Below are 16,952 nucleotides of genomic sequence, written 5' to 3'. Positions count from 1 at the left end.
AATTAAAGGTGCGTATTTAGTCGCGTAGCAGTTCGTTTACGCCTGTTTTTGAGCGTGTTTTAGCGTCAACTGTTTTCACGATGACAACACACGCCAAAGATGGGCCGCCGTTTTTAGATGGCATAGCACCAGGAACGACAACTGAGTATGGCGGTACTTCACCATAGGTGAATTCACCTGTGGCGCGGTCAACGATTTTTGTGGATTGGGAAATGAATGTTCCCATTGCTAATACTGAACCCTCGCGCACGATGACGCCTTCGGCAACTTCTGCACGGGCACCGATGAAGCAATTGTCTTCAATGATAACTGGGCTTGCTTGGAGTGGCTCAAGCACGCCGCCAATACCGGCTCCACCTGAGATGTGGACATTCTTACCGATTTGGGCACAGGAACCAACTGTTGCCCATGTGTCGACCATTGTGCCTTCATCAACATATGCACCGATATTGATAAATGATGGCATGAGGACAGTGTTTTTGGCGACATATGAACCACGGCGCACGGTACAATTTGGTACAGCGCGGAAACCAGCTTGTTTAAATTCTGCTTCACCCCATCCTTCAAATTTTGATGGCACTTTATCAAACCAAGTTGCTTCACCTGGTCCGCCTTTGATGATTTCATTCGGGTTTAGGCGGAATGATAGAAGGACAGCTTTCTTTACCCACTCATTCACTTTCCAGCCGCCTTGACCATCTGGTTCAGCAGCACGCAATACACCTTGATCTGTAAGGAGGAGGGCTGTTGTCACCGCATCACGGATCCCACCTTGTGTATCAGTTGAGATTGTGTCGCGTGCATCCCAAGCGGCATTGATGGCAACTTCTAGGGCGGAGATATCAGTCATGGGGTCTGGCTTTCGTCTGGTTTATTAAAAATCTGAGGCAGGGGTTAGCTTGCTTCAGCTTTGGGCGCAATGTTTGCGACTATATCAATCAAGAACTGAGGAAGATCATTTGTTGTGTGGTGTACGTGCACTGGCTTTGCATCATCTGCGTGTGCGGGGCGCACACCCTCTGGTTCGTGGCTCCAATCCTTGAGCGATGTGACAAGTACCGTCTTGAAGCCAAGCTGGTGAGCTGGGATCAAATTTCTGGATAAGTCTTCAAACATCGCGGATTTTTTGGGGTCCACACCTGTTAATTCAATGAAGCGATCAAAAGCTCCATCTTCATGCTTTGGCAGAAAGTTGGATTTGGCAATGCAGATCATATCGTCGAACAGGTGATCAATGCCCATATAGCGAGACACTTTTTCAGCGTGGCAGGTTGAGCCATTTGTATAGATGTATTTCTTACCGGGAAGGGCACTGAGCTGTGCTTTGATGTCTGGTGCGGCATCTAAGGGGCTATGATCAATGTCGTGGACATAGTTCATAAATGTGGTGGGATCTAATCCATGCTCAATCATCATGCCGCGCAGTGTGGTGCCATAGCGGGCATAGTAATCTTTTTGAATGGCGCGCGCTTCATCATGGGGCAGATCAAGCTGGCGCATGACAAAGGCTGTCATACGTTGATCAATTTCGGCAAACAGATCGCAAGCTGCCGGATAGAGCGTATTGTCTAGATCGAAGACCCAATTTTGAACATTGGCAAAATCTACTGACAGCGAAGGTGTTTGTGGTGTGGTCATATTAATTGTCTTCGCTCGGTTCCTCTTCAAAGTCTCGTTCGAAGAATTCATAAATAAGTTTACCGTCTGACGGGGCCGCAGTTTCTACAAACTCTGCCTCCTTATAGGCGCGTACAACACAGCCTTCACGTCCAACGATTGCGAACTTAGAGCGCGCTATGCAGAATAAGTGACTGGCAACTTTTAAGCGGTGCATCCCGTCATCTGTTTCCATTTCTGCAAACACATAGTGAGGTGTTGGAATGAGGCTTTCATCAATGGTGCGTGCGCATGAATCGGAATCCAACGTCCACCAACCACGGCTCTCCCAGCCATTCCCGCGGCGACGGCCAATAGCGGCCCATAATTTGTTAGGTGTGCGGTTACAAATTGTCATACCAACTTGACGGGAGCGGGTGTTCGCTACCTCTTCAAGGATGTCTATCAACGTAGCATCAGGAGTATCTTTGCTTAGTTTATTGGCGTTCAGAAAAGCGGCGATAGCACCCCGCGTAGAGCGTCCAACATATCCATCAATGGATGTGTTGGCGACGCCAGCATCTTTGAGGAGACGCTGCACACCCGCATTCTGGGCGAGTTTTGTCCCATAGGGTTCTGTTTCTGTGAGGCGGGTCGTCCAATTATTGCGGTTCTCAATTTTTACTGCACGAAATGAGCGCTCTTCAAGGCCCATAGCAGTACAAGAGGTTGGGCTTTCGACGGCAAATGACCCTGTTGTGTCAACACATAAGGGGATTTCGCCGCCCCACATGCGTTGTCCGCCATGATGCGCAGATGAGGAGCGCGCCATCACATAATAATTGGCTTCGCGTAAGGGCGCGGCAATTGCGATGCGGCATTCACCTGGACGTAGCCGTGTCCACCCTTCAACAATGATAGAAGAATTGCCTTCAGGTCTGCCTGTTGCAGCCTCAAGAATAAAACTTGTTTCATTGCATAAACGCCAGCCCTGCGAGCGCGATTGTGCGTGTGCATCAGAAAATTGAAGGCTGACGCCAATAAACGCACAAAAGAGACATGCAATACGAAGGGCTTTAAGAGATAAGCGTTCCAGCACCATGATCAGTGAACAACTCCGTTAAAAGGGCGTGAGGCGTGCGACCATCAAGAATGACAGATGCTTTCACACCATTCTTTACAGCAGCGAGTGCTGTTTCAATTTTTGGGATCATACCACCACTTATGACACCAGATGCGATGAGCTTTGATGCTGTTTCCACATCTAGCTCGCGGATGAGTTCTTTGTTTTGATCTAATACGCCTTTGATATCGGTTAAGAGCAAGAGGCGTTCTGCTTTTAAAGCGCTGGCAATTGCACCGGCTGCTGTATCTGCATTGATATTGTAGCTTTCACCATTCACGCCGAAGCCAACAGGGGCTACAACGGGGATGAAATCGGTATCCTGAGAAGCGAGTGTTTCTAAAATGACTGGATTGACGTGAACGGGCTCGCCGACAAATCCTAGATCAAGGACGCGCTCTATATTGGAATCTGGGTCTTTGCGTACTTTATGGGCTTTTTCAGCTAGAATCAGATTTGAGTCAGCACCTGAAAGACCGACGGCGTTTCCACCAGCCATATTAATTGCACGCACAATAGTTTTGTTGATTGAGCCAGAGAGGACCATTTCCACAACTTCCATTGTGGCGGCGTCTGTTACGCGCAGACCATCTTCAAATTTGCTGGTCACATTGAGGCGTTTGAGTGCATCACCGATTTGGGGGCCACCGCCATGCACGATAACAGGGTTTACGCCCATGTGTTTTAGCAACACAACATCGCGCGCAAATTCTTTAGCCAATGAAATATCAGCCATGGCGTGACCGCCATATTTGATGACAATCGTTTTCTTGTCATAGCGCTGAATGAATGGAAGTGCTTCAGACAGCGTGTTGACTGTTGGAGCGCCGGGTTCTGAGGGATCAAGGTGTGTCATGTAAACTTATGTAACGGCAAAGCGGCTTAGAAAAAAGCATGGATTTGCACATGGTGTGAAGAAATTTTAGGCGGCGGGGGAATTTTTGGTCAGAATGTAGACAACGACATTCAGATCAAAAGGGGTGTGTATGAAAAACAAAGGACAATATTGGTTTACTTGGTTAGATGAGGGCAACAATTTCCGCTTTAAGTTCTGGAAGTCCCATACCCTTTTCTGAAGATGTCATCATGATACGCGGATGAGCGGCAGGGTGTTTTTTGATAGCTTGAACTGCCCCTTCCATAACATCATCAAGTTCTGATTTTTTGAGTTTATCAGCTTTTGTGAGCACGATTTGATAATTCATTGCTGCGCGATCGAGCGTTTTCATAATGCCTTTGTCTACATCAGTTACGCCTCGGCGAGAATCGATCAAAAGGAAAACACGCTGAAGATTAGTGCGTCCACGTAGGTAAGTTTGTGTGAAGGCTGTCCATTTATCGACAACGGCTTTGGGGGCAACGGCGTACCCATATCCAGGAAGGTCAACGACAAAGAGGTCTTCTAGGATTGAGAAGAAGTTGATTTCTTGGGTGCGGCCCGGTTGTCCTGAGGCGCGTGCAAGCTGTTTGCGATTGAAGAGGGCGTTAATAAGGGAAGATTTTCCTACATTTGAACGTCCGGCAAATGCGATTTCAGGTCTATCGGCTGGCGGCAGACCTTTCATATTTACGACACCTTTGACGAAATTGACCTCAGACGCGAAGAGTTTGCGTCCATCTTCTATTTGAGCGGCAGGGTAGTCGTATTCATCGCTTGTCATGGCTTGGCTCTATCAGGGCTTAATAAGAGAACGGGGCCAGATGGCCCCGTTGCAATTTGGTATGTTTTGAAAGTTTCGTCTAGTTTTAGACGCTTAATCAGAATTGGCAGGCGGTGTGTCACCTTTGCCAAATTTAGACTTAAGGAATTTGTCAAATTGGGTTTCTACACCGTTTTGGCGCATGATGTAATATTGTTGCGCGATGGAGAGAATGTTTGACCATGTCCAGTAAATCACAAGACCAGCAGCAAACCCTGCAAATAGGAATGTGAATACGATTGGCAAGAACTGCATCATCATGCGCTGGCTTGGGTCTGGTGGTGGTGGCGAAAGGTTTTGTAGGAGCCACATTGTGAAACCATACATTAGCGGCAAGACACCAATGGCGACTGCACCAAGAAGTGGGATATTGCTTGGGTCAAATGGCAAGAGACCAAACAAATTTAAGAAGGATGTTGGGTCTGGCGCGGACAAGTCTTTGATCCAGCCAAAGAAAGGTTCATGGCGCATTTCTAGGGTAACAAAGAGTGTCTTGTAGAGGCCGTAGAATACAAACATTTGCGGGATGAGCGGTAAACATCCAGAGAATGGGTTTGCCTTCTCGCGTTTGTATAGCTCCATTGTTTCTTGCTGGAGGCGCTGTCTGTCGTCTCCAAACTTCTTTTTTAGAGCTTCCATTTCAGGGGCAAGTTTACGCATTTTCGCCATCGATGCGTAGGCTTTATTCTGAATAGGGAAGAATGCCAGTTTTACGATAACTGTGAGCGCAAGAATAGCGAGACCAAAGTTACCAAACCAACCGTTAAAGATGTTTAGGAACCAGAAGAATGGCTTTGTGAAGAACCAGAAATTACCCCAGTCCACAGCGTCCGTGAAGCGAGGAATTGCTTCTTGGCCTGTTTCACCTTTTTCGTAAGCTTCAAGAACTTTTACGCGTTTTGCACCTGCAAAAATACGCTGAGAATATGTGAAGCTACCATTTGGTGGAAGAGCGTGGTCTGCACCTTCGATTGAGGCGACATAAGTTGGACGAAGCCCATCCATCACAACCTTAGACTGGACATTAATAGCTTCTGATTGGGCAGGAATGAACGCTGTCATCCAGTATTTCTGAGTAAGACCAATCCATCCACCTTGGGATGAATATGAAAGGTTTTTGCCTTTATCTAGGTTTTTGTATTTTTGAAGCTGGAGCTTGTTCCCAGCCATTCCAACAGCGCCTTCGTGTAGAATGTAGAAAGGTTTCCAGTCATCGGGCATACCAAATTGGCGCATAATACCAAAAGGACGAATAGAGAGCGTTTCGCCGCTTTTGTTGGACACTGTATCTGTGTAGGTGAACATATAATTGTCATCGACTTCGATATGACGTCTGAATGTCAATTGTGCCGTTTCATATCCCAATGTGATTGGAGTTGTTGGCGTTAATGTTGTGCCGCCAATTTGGGTCCATTCCGTGCTGACGCCGGGAAGACGATCAGCATCACCGCGCCAACCAAGTGCTGCGTAATATGCGCCTTTGGCCCCTTGTGGGGAAAGGAGGTGAACTTCTTCTTTATCTTCAAGGTCTTCAAAGTGACGCTTCATTGATAAATCATCTAGGCGTGCACCCTTTAGAGAGATTGATCCGTCAACGCCAGGAGCATCAAAGGTGACGCGTCCACCGGCGTTTGAGTTTGAAAGAAGTTCTGTACGATCAACAAGCGTTGCGTTGGAGGATGAGCCGCCTAGCGTGTCAGCACTATTTGCAGGTGCTTGGCTAGCTTGGAGAGCTTGAGCTTCTTGCGCTGCTTTTTGGCGTGCCTCTTGTTGAGGGCCCCAGATAAAGATTTGAGAAATCGCCATCACACAGAGGACGAGGCCTATCCCAATCAAAAAACTTTTTTGGTCTTGTGGCTGTTGCTGCATAGTTGCGGGCTCTCTACTTCTTGTTCTTTTGGCTGACAGCGCGTTTGCCTTTGCGCGGTGAGCGGTAACGATCTGGTTTCGGGTCAGGTGGAGCACCTGATAAAATTTTCTGACGCAGGCTTATCAATGCGCTTTCCATATCGTCAAGCAGTGCGGGCCATTCACGCGTCGTTGTATCCCGTCTTGCTATAAATACATAATCCACTCCCGCAAGTGCATGTTTGTGCATCAATTGGGTAGAAGCCTCACGAAGTCGCCGTTTTGCGCGGTTTCGCACGACTGCGCCACCTATTTTTTTTGTCGCAGTAAATCCTGCGCCTGCAAAATGATCAGACTTTGTGGGATGTGATAAAGTTTTGACGGAATTGTTTATTGAGGAATCAGTGGCTTCTGGTGGAGAAGCAGGGGGACGTACTCTTGCTTGCACGACGACAGAACGTCTGCGCTCAGCATATCCTTGTGCCACAAATAAAAACGCGCGCCGAACGCGTAAGCGCTCGACGCGGTTTATGATAGTCTCGTTCAGCGCCTCAGACGCCATCAGCCTTAAGCCGATAGCTTCTTCCGGCCTTTAGCACGACGACGGGCCAATACTTTCTGACCGTTTGCCGTAGCCATCCGCGAGCGGAAGCCGTGGCGGCGTTTGCGAACGAGGTTGCTCGGTTGAAATGTACGTTTCACGGCTCACGCCCTCTAAATAAAAATCTCAATAAGAAGGTGCGGTTGCTATAGGCTGGGGTGGTGGAAGTCAAGAGGTTTTTGCCAAAAGTTTGATCATTAGGCAGGCAATATGCGTCTTGATAGCTTTCTGTAGTTTACCTTGTATAGTAGATAGTGCAAAACCGGATGGCTGGGGAATTAATTAGGGATGTCTTGCGTTTATGGTCGCTCAACCAACAAATGATATTGCAACACGTGTTGAAACAATAGGATCTTTAATCGGGAAAAGATTATTTCAACCTGCGAGCATTCAGCGTGACTTTAAGTGGGAAGCTGCTAACTGCGTCGCGTTGTTTGAGGATATATATCGCGTATTTTCAGCGCATTACCAAGGAAGTGCGGAAGAAGAAGATCTTAGCTTACCAGAGTTAACGCCAGAAGAATTGGCGGCGGGGGATTTGTCTGGGGTAGCTCCGGAAATTGATGCCGTGATTGAAGGTCCACCAAATGCTTATTTGCTTGGCCCCATGTATCTTGCGCCGCCCGTTAGCGGAATAAGTGAAGTTTATGACGGGCTTCAGCGTTTGACCAGTTTGACAATATTATTGTCTGTTTTGCGTGACCGCGTATCTCAAGTGTCTAAGGAGTGGGGTGATTGGCTGCACACATTTGTGGAAGATCCTGAATGTGGGTATCGGCTGACTTATCCGGCTAAGAGCCACAAAGAAACGGGAACAGCGCGTTGGCTTGCGGAGCTGGCGCAAAAGCGTGGAGAGAGCATCAAGCCACGTCGTAATCTTGAATCAGATACGCCGCGTGGGCGTGTGACCCGCGCAATTCGAGAGTTTCGTCGACTAACTCAAGATATGAGCGCAACAGAATTAACATCATTTGCTGAGTTCTTGATGACGCGTGTGCGTGTCGTGGCGATTCAAATTGCGGATATGCGCCTTGCCCGTCAGGCATTTGTGACATCCAATCAGCGCGGTGTGGCACTTTCATCAGTGGATATCCTAAAGGGTGTCTTGATGGATATTGCAGGCAATGATGAGCGTGCACGTCAAGTTAAAGACGCGTGGGATCGTATTGCGACGACACCCGACCTTGAAACCTTTATGAGCGCCGTAGATTATATAGAGCGCCGTGAGCAACAGGGGCCGACGCATCTTGTTGAGTTTGGAGATTATCTAGCGGAGGCGCGGCCTGGGTTTGCCATTTTGGAATGGATGGATCGTCTCGAAGGGCTGTCTAAAGCATGGCGTGAAATGAAAACGGCATTGTTTGATCCACAGCAAGATCCATTCGGGGGAGATTTATGGCGACTTGGGTTGCAGAATTGGAACGAATGGAAGCCTTTGGCGCTGCATTTCTTGTTTGTGTATCAGCAGGCAAAGAAAGAAAACAATAAACGGCGCATGGATGCTGTAGAAAATCGTTTTGCGGACTTTCATCGTCGCGCGATGGCGATTTCTCTGGCTGGATTGGGAGCGAAGGCGCGTCACGCAATCATTCGTCGTTCTATTGAGCAGTCTGAAGGGCTGACAAGCGATGGGAAGTCTCGCAATTGTATGTCTCTGACATATGGAGCATTGCGTTTGAAGCCGACCCAGAAGGATCGTGCATTACGTCAGCTTTCTACAGGATTTGATGATTATGAAGCACGTGTCGCGTTTTTGCGTTGGTTAGAAAGCCTGCATTGGACACGTGAAGCGCTGCCTGATTACGTAGCAGGGGGGACTGTAGAGCACGTTATGCCAACATCACCTTCTCCAGATGCAAAACAATGGGCCATTGATTTTCCAGACCCGGATGCGCGTTTAGGTTTGTGCAACATGTTGGGCAATCTTATCCTTATAGATAAGGAAACAAACAATAAGGCGGGGTCAGGTGATTTTGCTGAAAAAGTTCAGTTTTACCGAGACATGCCAAAGCCATTTGCGATGTCTGCAGAAGTGGCGCAGCTCAATAAATGGCGACCTCAAGATATTGTGGCTCGGTCTGAGCGGATGCGTGAATTTGCAATTGAACAACTTGCTTGGGACGTAGACGCCTAAGTAAAGTATAAGGATGTTCTCACATCTGATCACGCGCTTGTTAGAGGCGCTGATAGGGATGTGAGGATATTTTTTGAATGAAGTCTGCTATTTGTTGATCTCTTAATTAGAAGGATCAATGAGTATGCGTAGCTTCGCAATGTCAGTTTTAGTTGCAGTAAGTCTTGCTTTCCCTTTGCAGGGGGCTCTCGCACAGGAGCCTGTTGTGCAAGATGTTCGTGTCGAGCAGCATGGCGCATGGACTGAAATTTTGCAGGCGTATGTTCAAGTAAACCAAGATGGCATTAATCGGTTTGATTACGCGCGTTTAAAGCAAAATCCGAATGATTTACAGAAATTGGATAAATATATCCAACAGCTCGCTGTAAGCGATGTTTTTAAGTCAGGTACGGATGATGAGCAGTTTGCAGCGTGGGCCAATCTATACAATGCGCTGACTATTCAGCTTGTGACAGAGAAATATCCTGTAAAATCTATCCGCGACATTGGAGGTAATTTCATTCAACGTGGCCCGTGGAAAAAAGATATTGTGAAAGTGCAGGGTAAAGACCTTAGCCTTGATGATATTGAACACGGTATATTACGTAAAAAATGGAATGATCCGCGTGTACACTATGCTGTCAATTGTGCCTCGCTTGGGTGCCCAAATTTACTGAAAAAAGCGTGGGAAGCGCAAAGCTTGGATGTGGATTTAAACCAAGCAGCTAGCAATTATATCAACCATCCGCGCGGAGTGAGCGTAAGAGAGGATGGACGTTTAGTTGTTTCAAAGATTTATGACTGGTTTAGTGAAGACTTTGGCGGGTCTCAGGTTGGAGAAATTATGCATTTCATGAAATTTGCCTCTCCTGAATTAGTGTCACATTTATCTGCTGAGACTATGATCAAATCATACAGGTATGATTGGTCGCTCAATGACGTTAAAGAAAAAGGCGAATAAAATGAGTGATATCTCACCAAATATAACAAAGAAGTCGCCACACATTCTGGTGCGTTTATGGCCGCTATATTTAATAGCGATTGTTATTGTCGTTATCTTTGCCAATGGTTGGCATAAAGTATTGTCCCTTGAAACATTGCGCACGCAACGCGAGTATCTGACAGGGTTCGTAGCTGATAATCTGATTTTGGCGGTACTGGCTTATCTAGCAATATACGCAGCAGCGACACTGTTTATGATTCCGGGAGCGCTTTGGATTACGATTTCGGGTGGCTTTTTATTTGGGCTTGCAGGCGGGAGTGCTTTGACTGTCGTGGGCGCGACTCTTGGTGCATCTGCATTGTTTTTTGCAGCGAAAACATCTCTTGGCACAACATTACAAGAGCGTGCAGGACCATTTGTGAAGAAGATGGAAGCTGGCTTCAAAGAAGATGCGCTGTCTTATATGTTTGCTTTACGGTTTTTGCCGGTTGTTCCTTATCCGGTCGCGAATATTGCGCCGGCTCTGTTGGGTGCCAAATATAGCCAATATGCGATGACAACAATGTTGGGTATTATTCCCGGAGTTGTGGCATACACTTGGATTGGCGCTGGCCTTGGCGCAACTTTTGATGCTGGGCAAACGCCTGACCTTGCTGGACTTGCAAAAAATCTGATGCCAGCTTTTCTCGCGCTAGGGGTTGTTTCCCTGATACCTGTTGCATGGAAAAAGTTTGGTCCCAAATCTGTTAAACTGGAAACACCCAATTCTGAGGAATAGAATATGAGCACGACTATCGAGGCGGCTGCGTCTGAAAACGGTAAGAAAAAACGCATGAAAGCTGACCTCGTTGTTATTGGTGCGGGTTCTGGTGGCCTATCTGCAGCAGCAGGATCAGCAATGCTTGGTCTTAAAGTTGTGCTGTTTGAAAAAGGTGAGATGGGAGGCGATTGCCTCAACTATGGGTGTGTACCGTCTAAAGCGTTGATCGCGGCAGCGCGACAGGCACAGGCATTTCGTGATGCTGATAAATACGGACTTACATCTGCTGATCCTGGTGTGGATTGGACACGGGTAAAAGCGCATGTGAAATCGGCAATTGCTACGATTGAACCAAATGATAGCGTTGAGCGGTTTGAAGGGCTTGGCGTGACTGTCATTCGCGAAGCCGCGCGTTTTGTTACCGAGCATGTTGTTGCATCTGATACTGTGCAAGTGGATGCGAAACGTATTGTAATTGCAACGGGGTCTCGGGCGCTCGTGCCGCCAATTGAGGGGCTGGGTTCTGTCTCTTTTCACACCAATGAAACGATCTTTGATTTGGAAGAACTGCCTGAGCATTTGCTTGTGTTGGGAGGTGGCCCAATCGGAATTGAGATGGCGCAGGCATTTCGTCGTCTAGGATCGAAAGTAACGGTTGTTGAACGCGCTCGCGCATTGGATCGTGCTGATCCTGAGCATGCGCAAATAGCGCTGGATTCATTGCGCGAAGAAGGTGTTACGCTACTTGAGCGCACGTCTGCGAATGCGGTTTCGCAAACGGCGGAAGGTATTCGTATTGAAGTTCAAAACAGTGATGGAGAAATTTCAGCCGTTATTGGATCGCACCTACTTGTTGCGACTGGGCGCGCGCCTGTGCTTGATGGATTGGCGTTAGAAGCGGGCGGTGTAGATTTTGATCACAAAGGCATCGAGACGAAACCTAACTTGCGGTCTACTTCCAATGGTCGGGTATGGGCATTGGGAGATGTTGCAGGGCGTGGGCAGTTTACACACCTAGCTGGCTGGCATGCGTCTGTATTTGTGCGCAATGCATTATTCAAGTCCGCAACACGAGCAGATTCTCTACCTACACCTGCGGTTACATACATCTCTCCAGAAATTGCTCAGGTGGGGGTGATGGAAGCAGAAGCACGTAAGGAATATGGTGATAAAGTTTCTGTGTCGGCTTTTCATTTTGCTGAGAATGATCGAGCAATCGCGGAAAAGAAGACGAAAGGTGGCGTAAAGATTGTCACGTTGAAAAACGGGACAGTATTAGGCGTTTCTATCGTTGGTGAGGGGGCGGGTGATATTATTCAGCTCGCTGGCTTTGCCATGTCGAATGGAATGAAAATCAAAGCTTTAACTAACTTTATCTCACCCTACCCAACACGTACTGAAGTGTTAAAGCGCGCAGCATCAAAATGGTATGAGCCGCTTGTGTTCGGCAAAAAAGCGAAGTTCATGGTAAAGATTCTACAATCAATCGCTTAATGGCGCGCGAAGACGGCAAAGCAAATGGGGATTTGTGACTAAAAGTGTTTTATCTCAAGGGGCGGTTCATGAGGCAGGAACCGATTTAGATCACGCAGCTAAAGCTGACGTGCAAAAGCCTTATGGGAAAAAGCGATTTGTCCTTCCGCGTTTGAAGATGGGGCTGCCAAGTCAATTGTTGAGCTTGACGGTTTTGTTTGTTTTGATTGCTGAATTTGTTATCTTTTTGCCATCTGTCTCTAAGTTTAGAACGGATTGGTTGTATGATCGTGTGCAAGCAGCAGAGATTGCTTCTATTGCTTTGGAGGCTGCGCCTGACCGGAAAGTTTCTCAAGGCTTGAGTGAGCGGTTGCTGCGGGAAACGCAATTGCTAGCCGTGGCCATTGGTGATGACGATATGTGGGAGCTGGTATTTCGTCCGCAGATCCCCATTGCATCTACCCCTGTGACGATGGATTTGCGGGATGAGAGTGGCTTAACATCCTTTCTTCGTACTGTAGAGCACGCGACTGCTAAAGAAGGTCGCATTTTGAGAGTGATCGCACAGACTGGCAGTATGGAAGATAAGTATATGGATATCTTCGTGCCGGAGGCGGCGTTGCGCGAAGACTTATTGGATTATGCTTGTAATATCTTGTTGTTATCCCTGTTTTTATCAGCGCTTATTGGCGCGTTGATTGCGTGGTCTTTATATCGCCTCGTGGTGAAGCCGATGATGCGAATTACGAAAGCAGTTGTGGATTTTGGGGATGCCCCAGAGCGCCTAGTCTCTTTTAAACCTTCGGAACGGTTAGATGAGATTGGAAAAGCTGAAAATGCGCTCAACGATATGCAGCAAACTGTTTCTAATGCTTTCCGGCAGACGCGCCGTTTGGCTGAGCTGGGTGAAGCGGTTGCCAAGATTAGCCATGACCTAAGAAATTCGTTGTCAGTTGCGCGTTTGGCGTCTGAAAGTTTAATGCGATCAAGCGATCCGCGAGTGCAATCTGCTGCCCCGCGTCTAGAGCGTGCTATTGAGCGAGCTATCGGGCTTGCGGAAGCAACTTTGCGCTATGGTAAGGCTGAAACGCAGCGTGCTCAAATGGTGTATGTTGGACTAAGGGATGCGGCAGAAGATGCGCTTTTAGAGGGGCTTGCATCGACTTCTGAAATTGATTGGCTCAATGAGATTGAAGAAGATGTGCTTGTGCATGCTGATCCAGATATGTTGCACAGATTGCTTGCGAATTTGGTGCGAAATGCAGGCCAAGCCATCGCTGATTTTGAAGGTATGAGAGAGCCTGGCCTAATTCGGGTGGATTGCAAGGTTTCTGGTGATTGGCTTGAAATTGAGGTCGAAGACAATGGACCGGGTGTGCCTGAACATGTGCAAGCCAAATTGTTTCGCCCATTTTCTTCTTCGGATAAGCGGGGGGGGACGGGTTTGGGTCTCGCTATTACGCGGGAGTTGGCTCAGGCAATGGGCGGAGATGTGCGCCTTGATAAGAGTACGGCTGCAGGCGCGGTCTTCATTGTTAAGCTACAGCACGCCAAACCAAAGCCTGAAGTGCTGCTAGGACGTTCTCACAGCTAGAATATTATTCGTTTGTAGGTGTGATAGTTGCGATAATGCCTTCACGGCGCGTATCTGCAGCGCCTTCAAAATGATCTTTGCGCGCGACTATTGTGTGGATGCCTGAGTTTTCACCATCCCGCTCTTCAACGAGATAACCTGATTGGTTGAGTATATCTGCAGCGAGATGTCCACCATCCACACCAGTTTCAACTTTTACGTCTTTTCCACGCGCGATAATGTTTGGAAGATTGGCTGCTGTTTGTGCATCAAGCCCCCAATCCAAAACGCCTAAAAGGGATTTGGAAGTGTAGGCGATAATTGAGTTTCCGCCCGGAGAACCTGTGACCATAAAGAGATCTTTGTTCTCATCGAATACTATTGTGGGGGACATGGACGAGCGAGGACGCTTGTTGGCTGCTGGCGCATTCGCGACTAATTTCCCGTTGATACGAGGTGTGCGTGCAAAATCGGTCAATTCGTTATTCAGTACGAAACCACCTTCTTCAACCCAGATAGAAGAGCCAAAGGGGCTTTCCACTGTCGCAGTCATAGAGACCGCGTTTCCGTAAACGTCGACGATAGAAATATGCGTTGTGCCCGGTTTGTCATCGCTTGTATCACGTCCCCACATGTCAATTATAGGGGTGTTGTGAAGCACTTTTCCAGGGTCTCCTGCGGTGGGAGTTTGAGCTGGCGCAAAGCGGTCTTTTGCGCGTGCATCTAGATAGGATGGATTTATAAGGTCTTGTGCTGGGACGGTCACAAAGTCTGCATCAGCGACATAGTGATCACGGTCCGCATAGGCGATACGTTGAGCATCTACAAAAGCAGAAAGGTGTTGTGCTGACGGTAGGATATTGCTGCCTGTTGCAGATGTGTAGTCAATTTCGTCGGTGAAACGCTCATACAGACCTAAAATCATCGGCTGTGTGATACCACCAGAGGAAGGCGGCGGTGCAGAACAGATGGTGTAAGTTTTGAAAGGACCACAGAGCGCGTCGCGTTCGACCACATCGTACTTGGCAATGTCTTGTGCTGTGAGCGATCCGGCTGGACTAGCACTGCTCACGGCCTTCTCTATGGCTTGAGCGATGGGGCCGTTATAGAACCAGTCTGCTCCTTGCGTGCCTATGTTGTGCATTAGAGATGCATAGGCTGTGTTTGTACGCTGTGTGCCGACTGCTAGGGGTGTGCCATTGGGGTAGAAATAGTCTTTACTGCCTGCGTTATCATCGAGCTTCATTGCGCCTCTTAGACGTTCACTCGAAAGAAGACCGTTTAAGCGCGGAGAGACTGTAAACCCATTTTGCGCAAGATTTTCCGCATCTGTGAAGAGTGTTTTCCAATCTAAAATGCCAAAGTCTTCGTGTGCTCTTGCATATGTTTTCACAATGCTCGGAACACCGACACTTAATCCGCTTTGCCAAGAGGTGATGTAGCCAAGAGTGTCGCCATCTTCATCCAGAAAGAGTGTTTCATCTATCGCAGAAGGGGCGGTTTCGCGACCATCATACATACGGGTGATATTGGATTGACGGTCGTAGACCATCATGAAACCGCCGCCGCCAATGCCTGAGCTTTGAGGCTCTACCAGCCCGAGTACTGTATGGGCTGCAATGGCTGCGTCTACCGCGTGGCCACCTCGTTGAAGAACGGCTTCCGCTGCTTGCACAGCATAGGGATTTGCTGCCGTTGCCATCGCGTAGCCGGATAAGCGCCAATCGGAAGCTGAGGCGAGTGCTTTGGCTTCTCGTGAGATCGCGTTTTCGTTGGTGACGCAATCAGCACCAGAGCATTCTTTGTTTGATTGGCATCCTGCGAGCGCAGTTAAAAGACTTGCTGTCATCAAGAAAAGTTTGAAGCGCATTTAGGGTGTATCCTTCGGGATCTATAGAGACGAGGCTCTGGTGTCTCTAATGGCTTGTGTGTTTATATAACTGCATACATACAGAGAATAGATTTCCAAGCTTTGGCTTGTTCTAGAATTTATAAGTCCAGAATAGATAAGTGCAGACTCACCATGACGACAACACGCATTGGCCTGAAAAATTTAATTACTGACGTTCCAGGACTGAAAGTTGGCAATGCGCAGGATGAAAATGTGCTGACGGGAACGACTGTGATTCTGCCCGAAGAGCGAGCTGTGTGTGCAGCGGCAATTGCGGGTGGCGGACCAGGGACACGCGAGACAGATGCATTGGGCGCGGACAAACTAGTCGATGCTGTGGATGCGGTTGTTCTGTCCGGAGGGTCTGTTTACGGCCTTGCGGCGGCGGATGGCGTGGTGGCAGCTATGGGCGCGAAGGGGGAAGGGTTTGGCCTTATGGACTTACCCAATGTACCTAAATCTCCTGTTGTACCGTCTGCTATCCTTTATGATTTAGCCAATGGCGGCAATAAAGTGTGGGGCGAGGATACGCCATACCGTGCTTTAGGGCGTGCAGCATATGTGGATGCACTGACGGCGCGCACTGAGCATGAGATTGGCGCGGCTGGCGCGGGCTTTGGGGCACGTGCTGGAAGTGAGCGAGGTGGGCTGGGGTCCGCGAGCATTGTGACCGCAGACAACATTACAGTCGGCGCTTTGGTTGCGGTCAATTGTTTTGGTGCTACGCGCATGCCGCATACAGATGCATTTTGGGCATATCCATATGAGATTGATGGAGAATTTGGCGGGGCACGCCCGCCTGCTGATTTTAAGTTAGATCCAGATGATTGGGGCGCTGCGAAAGTAAACCCTAAAGCGATGCAAGCGGCGTCAACGGGTCGCCAGAATACAACGATTGCATGTATAGCGACAGATATCTCTTTAACGCCTGCGCAAGCAAAGCGTGTTGCGCAAATGGCTTTATCGGGACTGTCACGCGCTATCCGTCCGGTTTTTGCACCGTTCGATGGTGATGTGGTGTTTGTTCTATCCACGGCAAAGCAAAAACTACCTGAACCAAATCCACTCGCTTTGGCCCGTATAGGCGAATTAGCAGCTGGGACATTGGCGCGTGCTGTTGCGCGGGGTGTGTTTGAGGCGAATAAGCTGACTTAAAGCGCAGATAAGCGAAGTTTTAACGAAGCACACAATTTTAGAGTTTGTGATTTGTGCCTTTTGCAATGCAATGGCTGCGCGCGGCAAGCGCTGTAAATTTTACTGAGAATTATTGATGGTTAAACAACGATAGAATTGCAGTTTATGTAATTTTTATTTTTGCATATGAGAATAAG

General features: G+C 48.2%; 15 protein-coding genes. 6 read left to right on the top strand and 9 right to left on the bottom strand.

All coding sequences use genetic code 11. The features are described 5' to 3' along the window. Positions 1–16: 16 nt before the first annotated feature. From dapD to rpmH, 8 genes are all read right to left on the bottom strand, one after another. The gene (gene dapD, locus ACFQS8_RS06355) at positions 17–850 is read right to left on the bottom strand and encodes a 2,3,4,5-tetrahydropyridine-2,6-dicarboxylate N-succinyltransferase (RefSeq protein WP_382166423.1); all 834 of its coding nucleotides are present in this window, start codon (positions 848–850) and stop codon (positions 17–19) included. A gap of 44 nt (positions 851–894) precedes the next feature. Further along, positions 895–1,638 carry a pyrimidine 5'-nucleotidase gene (locus ACFQS8_RS06350; RefSeq protein ID WP_382166422.1) on the bottom strand — a complete coding sequence of 248 codons (744 nt, stop codon included), beginning with the start codon at positions 1,636–1,638 and terminating at the stop codon, positions 895–897. Between the two features lies 1 nt (position 1,639). After that, a complete protein-coding gene (locus ACFQS8_RS06345; protein WP_382166421.1) occupies positions 1,640–2,698 on the bottom strand; it encodes a DUF1036 domain-containing protein in 1,059 nt (352 codons plus the stop codon). Beyond that, positions 2,673–3,575 carry an acetylglutamate kinase gene (argB, locus tag ACFQS8_RS06340; protein WP_382166420.1) on the bottom strand — a complete coding sequence of 301 codons (903 nt, stop codon included), beginning with the start codon at positions 3,573–3,575 and terminating at the stop codon, positions 2,673–2,675. Before argB ends, ACFQS8_RS06345 begins: the two co-directional genes overlap by 26 nt. 163 nt (positions 3,576–3,738) lie before the next feature. Beyond that, a complete protein-coding gene (yihA, locus tag ACFQS8_RS06335) occupies positions 3,739–4,380 on the bottom strand; it encodes a ribosome biogenesis GTP-binding protein YihA/YsxC (protein WP_382166419.1) in 642 nt (213 codons plus the stop codon). Positions 4,381–4,473: 93 nt separating this feature from the next. After that, positions 4,474–6,288 (bottom strand): membrane protein insertase YidC, encoded by a 1,815-nt coding sequence (gene yidC, locus ACFQS8_RS06330; protein ID WP_382166418.1) that lies wholly within the window; start codon positions 6,286–6,288, stop codon positions 4,474–4,476. A gap of 13 nt (positions 6,289–6,301) precedes the next feature. After that, positions 6,302–6,829: a ribonuclease P protein component gene (gene rnpA, locus ACFQS8_RS06325; protein ID WP_382166417.1), complete on the bottom strand. Its 528-nt coding sequence runs from the start codon at positions 6,827–6,829 to the stop codon at positions 6,302–6,304. Positions 6,830–6,834: 5 nt separating this feature from the next. Beyond that, positions 6,835–6,969, bottom strand: coding sequence for a 50S ribosomal protein L34 (gene rpmH / locus ACFQS8_RS06320; protein ID WP_015826725.1), 135 nt, complete (start codon positions 6,967–6,969; stop codon positions 6,835–6,837). Positions 6,970–7,169: 200 nt separating this feature from the next. Between rpmH and ACFQS8_RS06315 the strand changes: the two genes are divergently transcribed. The 5 genes from ACFQS8_RS06315 (at position 7,170) to ACFQS8_RS06295 (ending at position 13,751) form a co-directional block, all read left to right on the top strand. Further along, entirely contained in the window at positions 7,170–9,002 is a 1,833-nt protein-coding gene (locus ACFQS8_RS06315) for a DUF262 domain-containing protein (RefSeq protein ID WP_382166416.1), read from the top strand. Between the two features lie 124 nt (positions 9,003–9,126). After that, a complete protein-coding gene (locus ACFQS8_RS06310) occupies positions 9,127–9,942 on the top strand; it encodes a DUF547 domain-containing protein (protein WP_382166415.1) in 816 nt (271 codons plus the stop codon). A gap of 1 nt (position 9,943) precedes the next feature. Further along, entirely contained in the window at positions 9,944–10,702 is a 759-nt protein-coding gene (locus ACFQS8_RS06305) for a TVP38/TMEM64 family protein (protein WP_382166414.1), read from the top strand. Positions 10,703–10,705: 3 nt separating this feature from the next. Continuing rightward, positions 10,706–12,178 (top strand): dihydrolipoyl dehydrogenase family protein, encoded by a 1,473-nt coding sequence (locus ACFQS8_RS06300; protein WP_382166413.1) that lies wholly within the window; start codon positions 10,706–10,708, stop codon positions 12,176–12,178. 34 nt (positions 12,179–12,212) lie between these two features. Continuing rightward, positions 12,213–13,751: a sensor histidine kinase gene (locus tag ACFQS8_RS06295; RefSeq protein WP_382166412.1), complete on the top strand. Its 1,539-nt coding sequence runs from the start codon at positions 12,213–12,215 to the stop codon at positions 13,749–13,751. 4 nt (positions 13,752–13,755) lie between these two features. Here the strand turns inward: ACFQS8_RS06295 and ACFQS8_RS06290 are convergent, their stop codons facing one another. Next, positions 13,756–15,600 carry a gamma-glutamyltransferase family protein gene (locus ACFQS8_RS06290; protein WP_382166411.1) on the bottom strand — a complete coding sequence of 615 codons (1,845 nt, stop codon included), beginning with the start codon at positions 15,598–15,600 and terminating at the stop codon, positions 13,756–13,758. 153 nt (positions 15,601–15,753) lie between these two features. Between ACFQS8_RS06290 and ACFQS8_RS06285 the strand changes: the two genes are divergently transcribed. Continuing rightward, on the top strand, positions 15,754–16,776 hold the full coding sequence (locus ACFQS8_RS06285; RefSeq protein ID WP_382166410.1) for a P1 family peptidase: 1,023 nt from the start codon (positions 15,754–15,756) through the stop codon (positions 16,774–16,776). The last annotated feature ends 176 nt before the right edge of the window (positions 16,777–16,952 follow it).

The organism is Hirschia litorea (assembly GCF_042665075.1).
Lineage (GTDB): Bacteria > Pseudomonadota > Alphaproteobacteria > Caulobacterales > Hyphomonadaceae > Hirschia > Hirschia litorea.
This window is presented reverse-complemented; position numbering and strand designations above follow the sequence as displayed.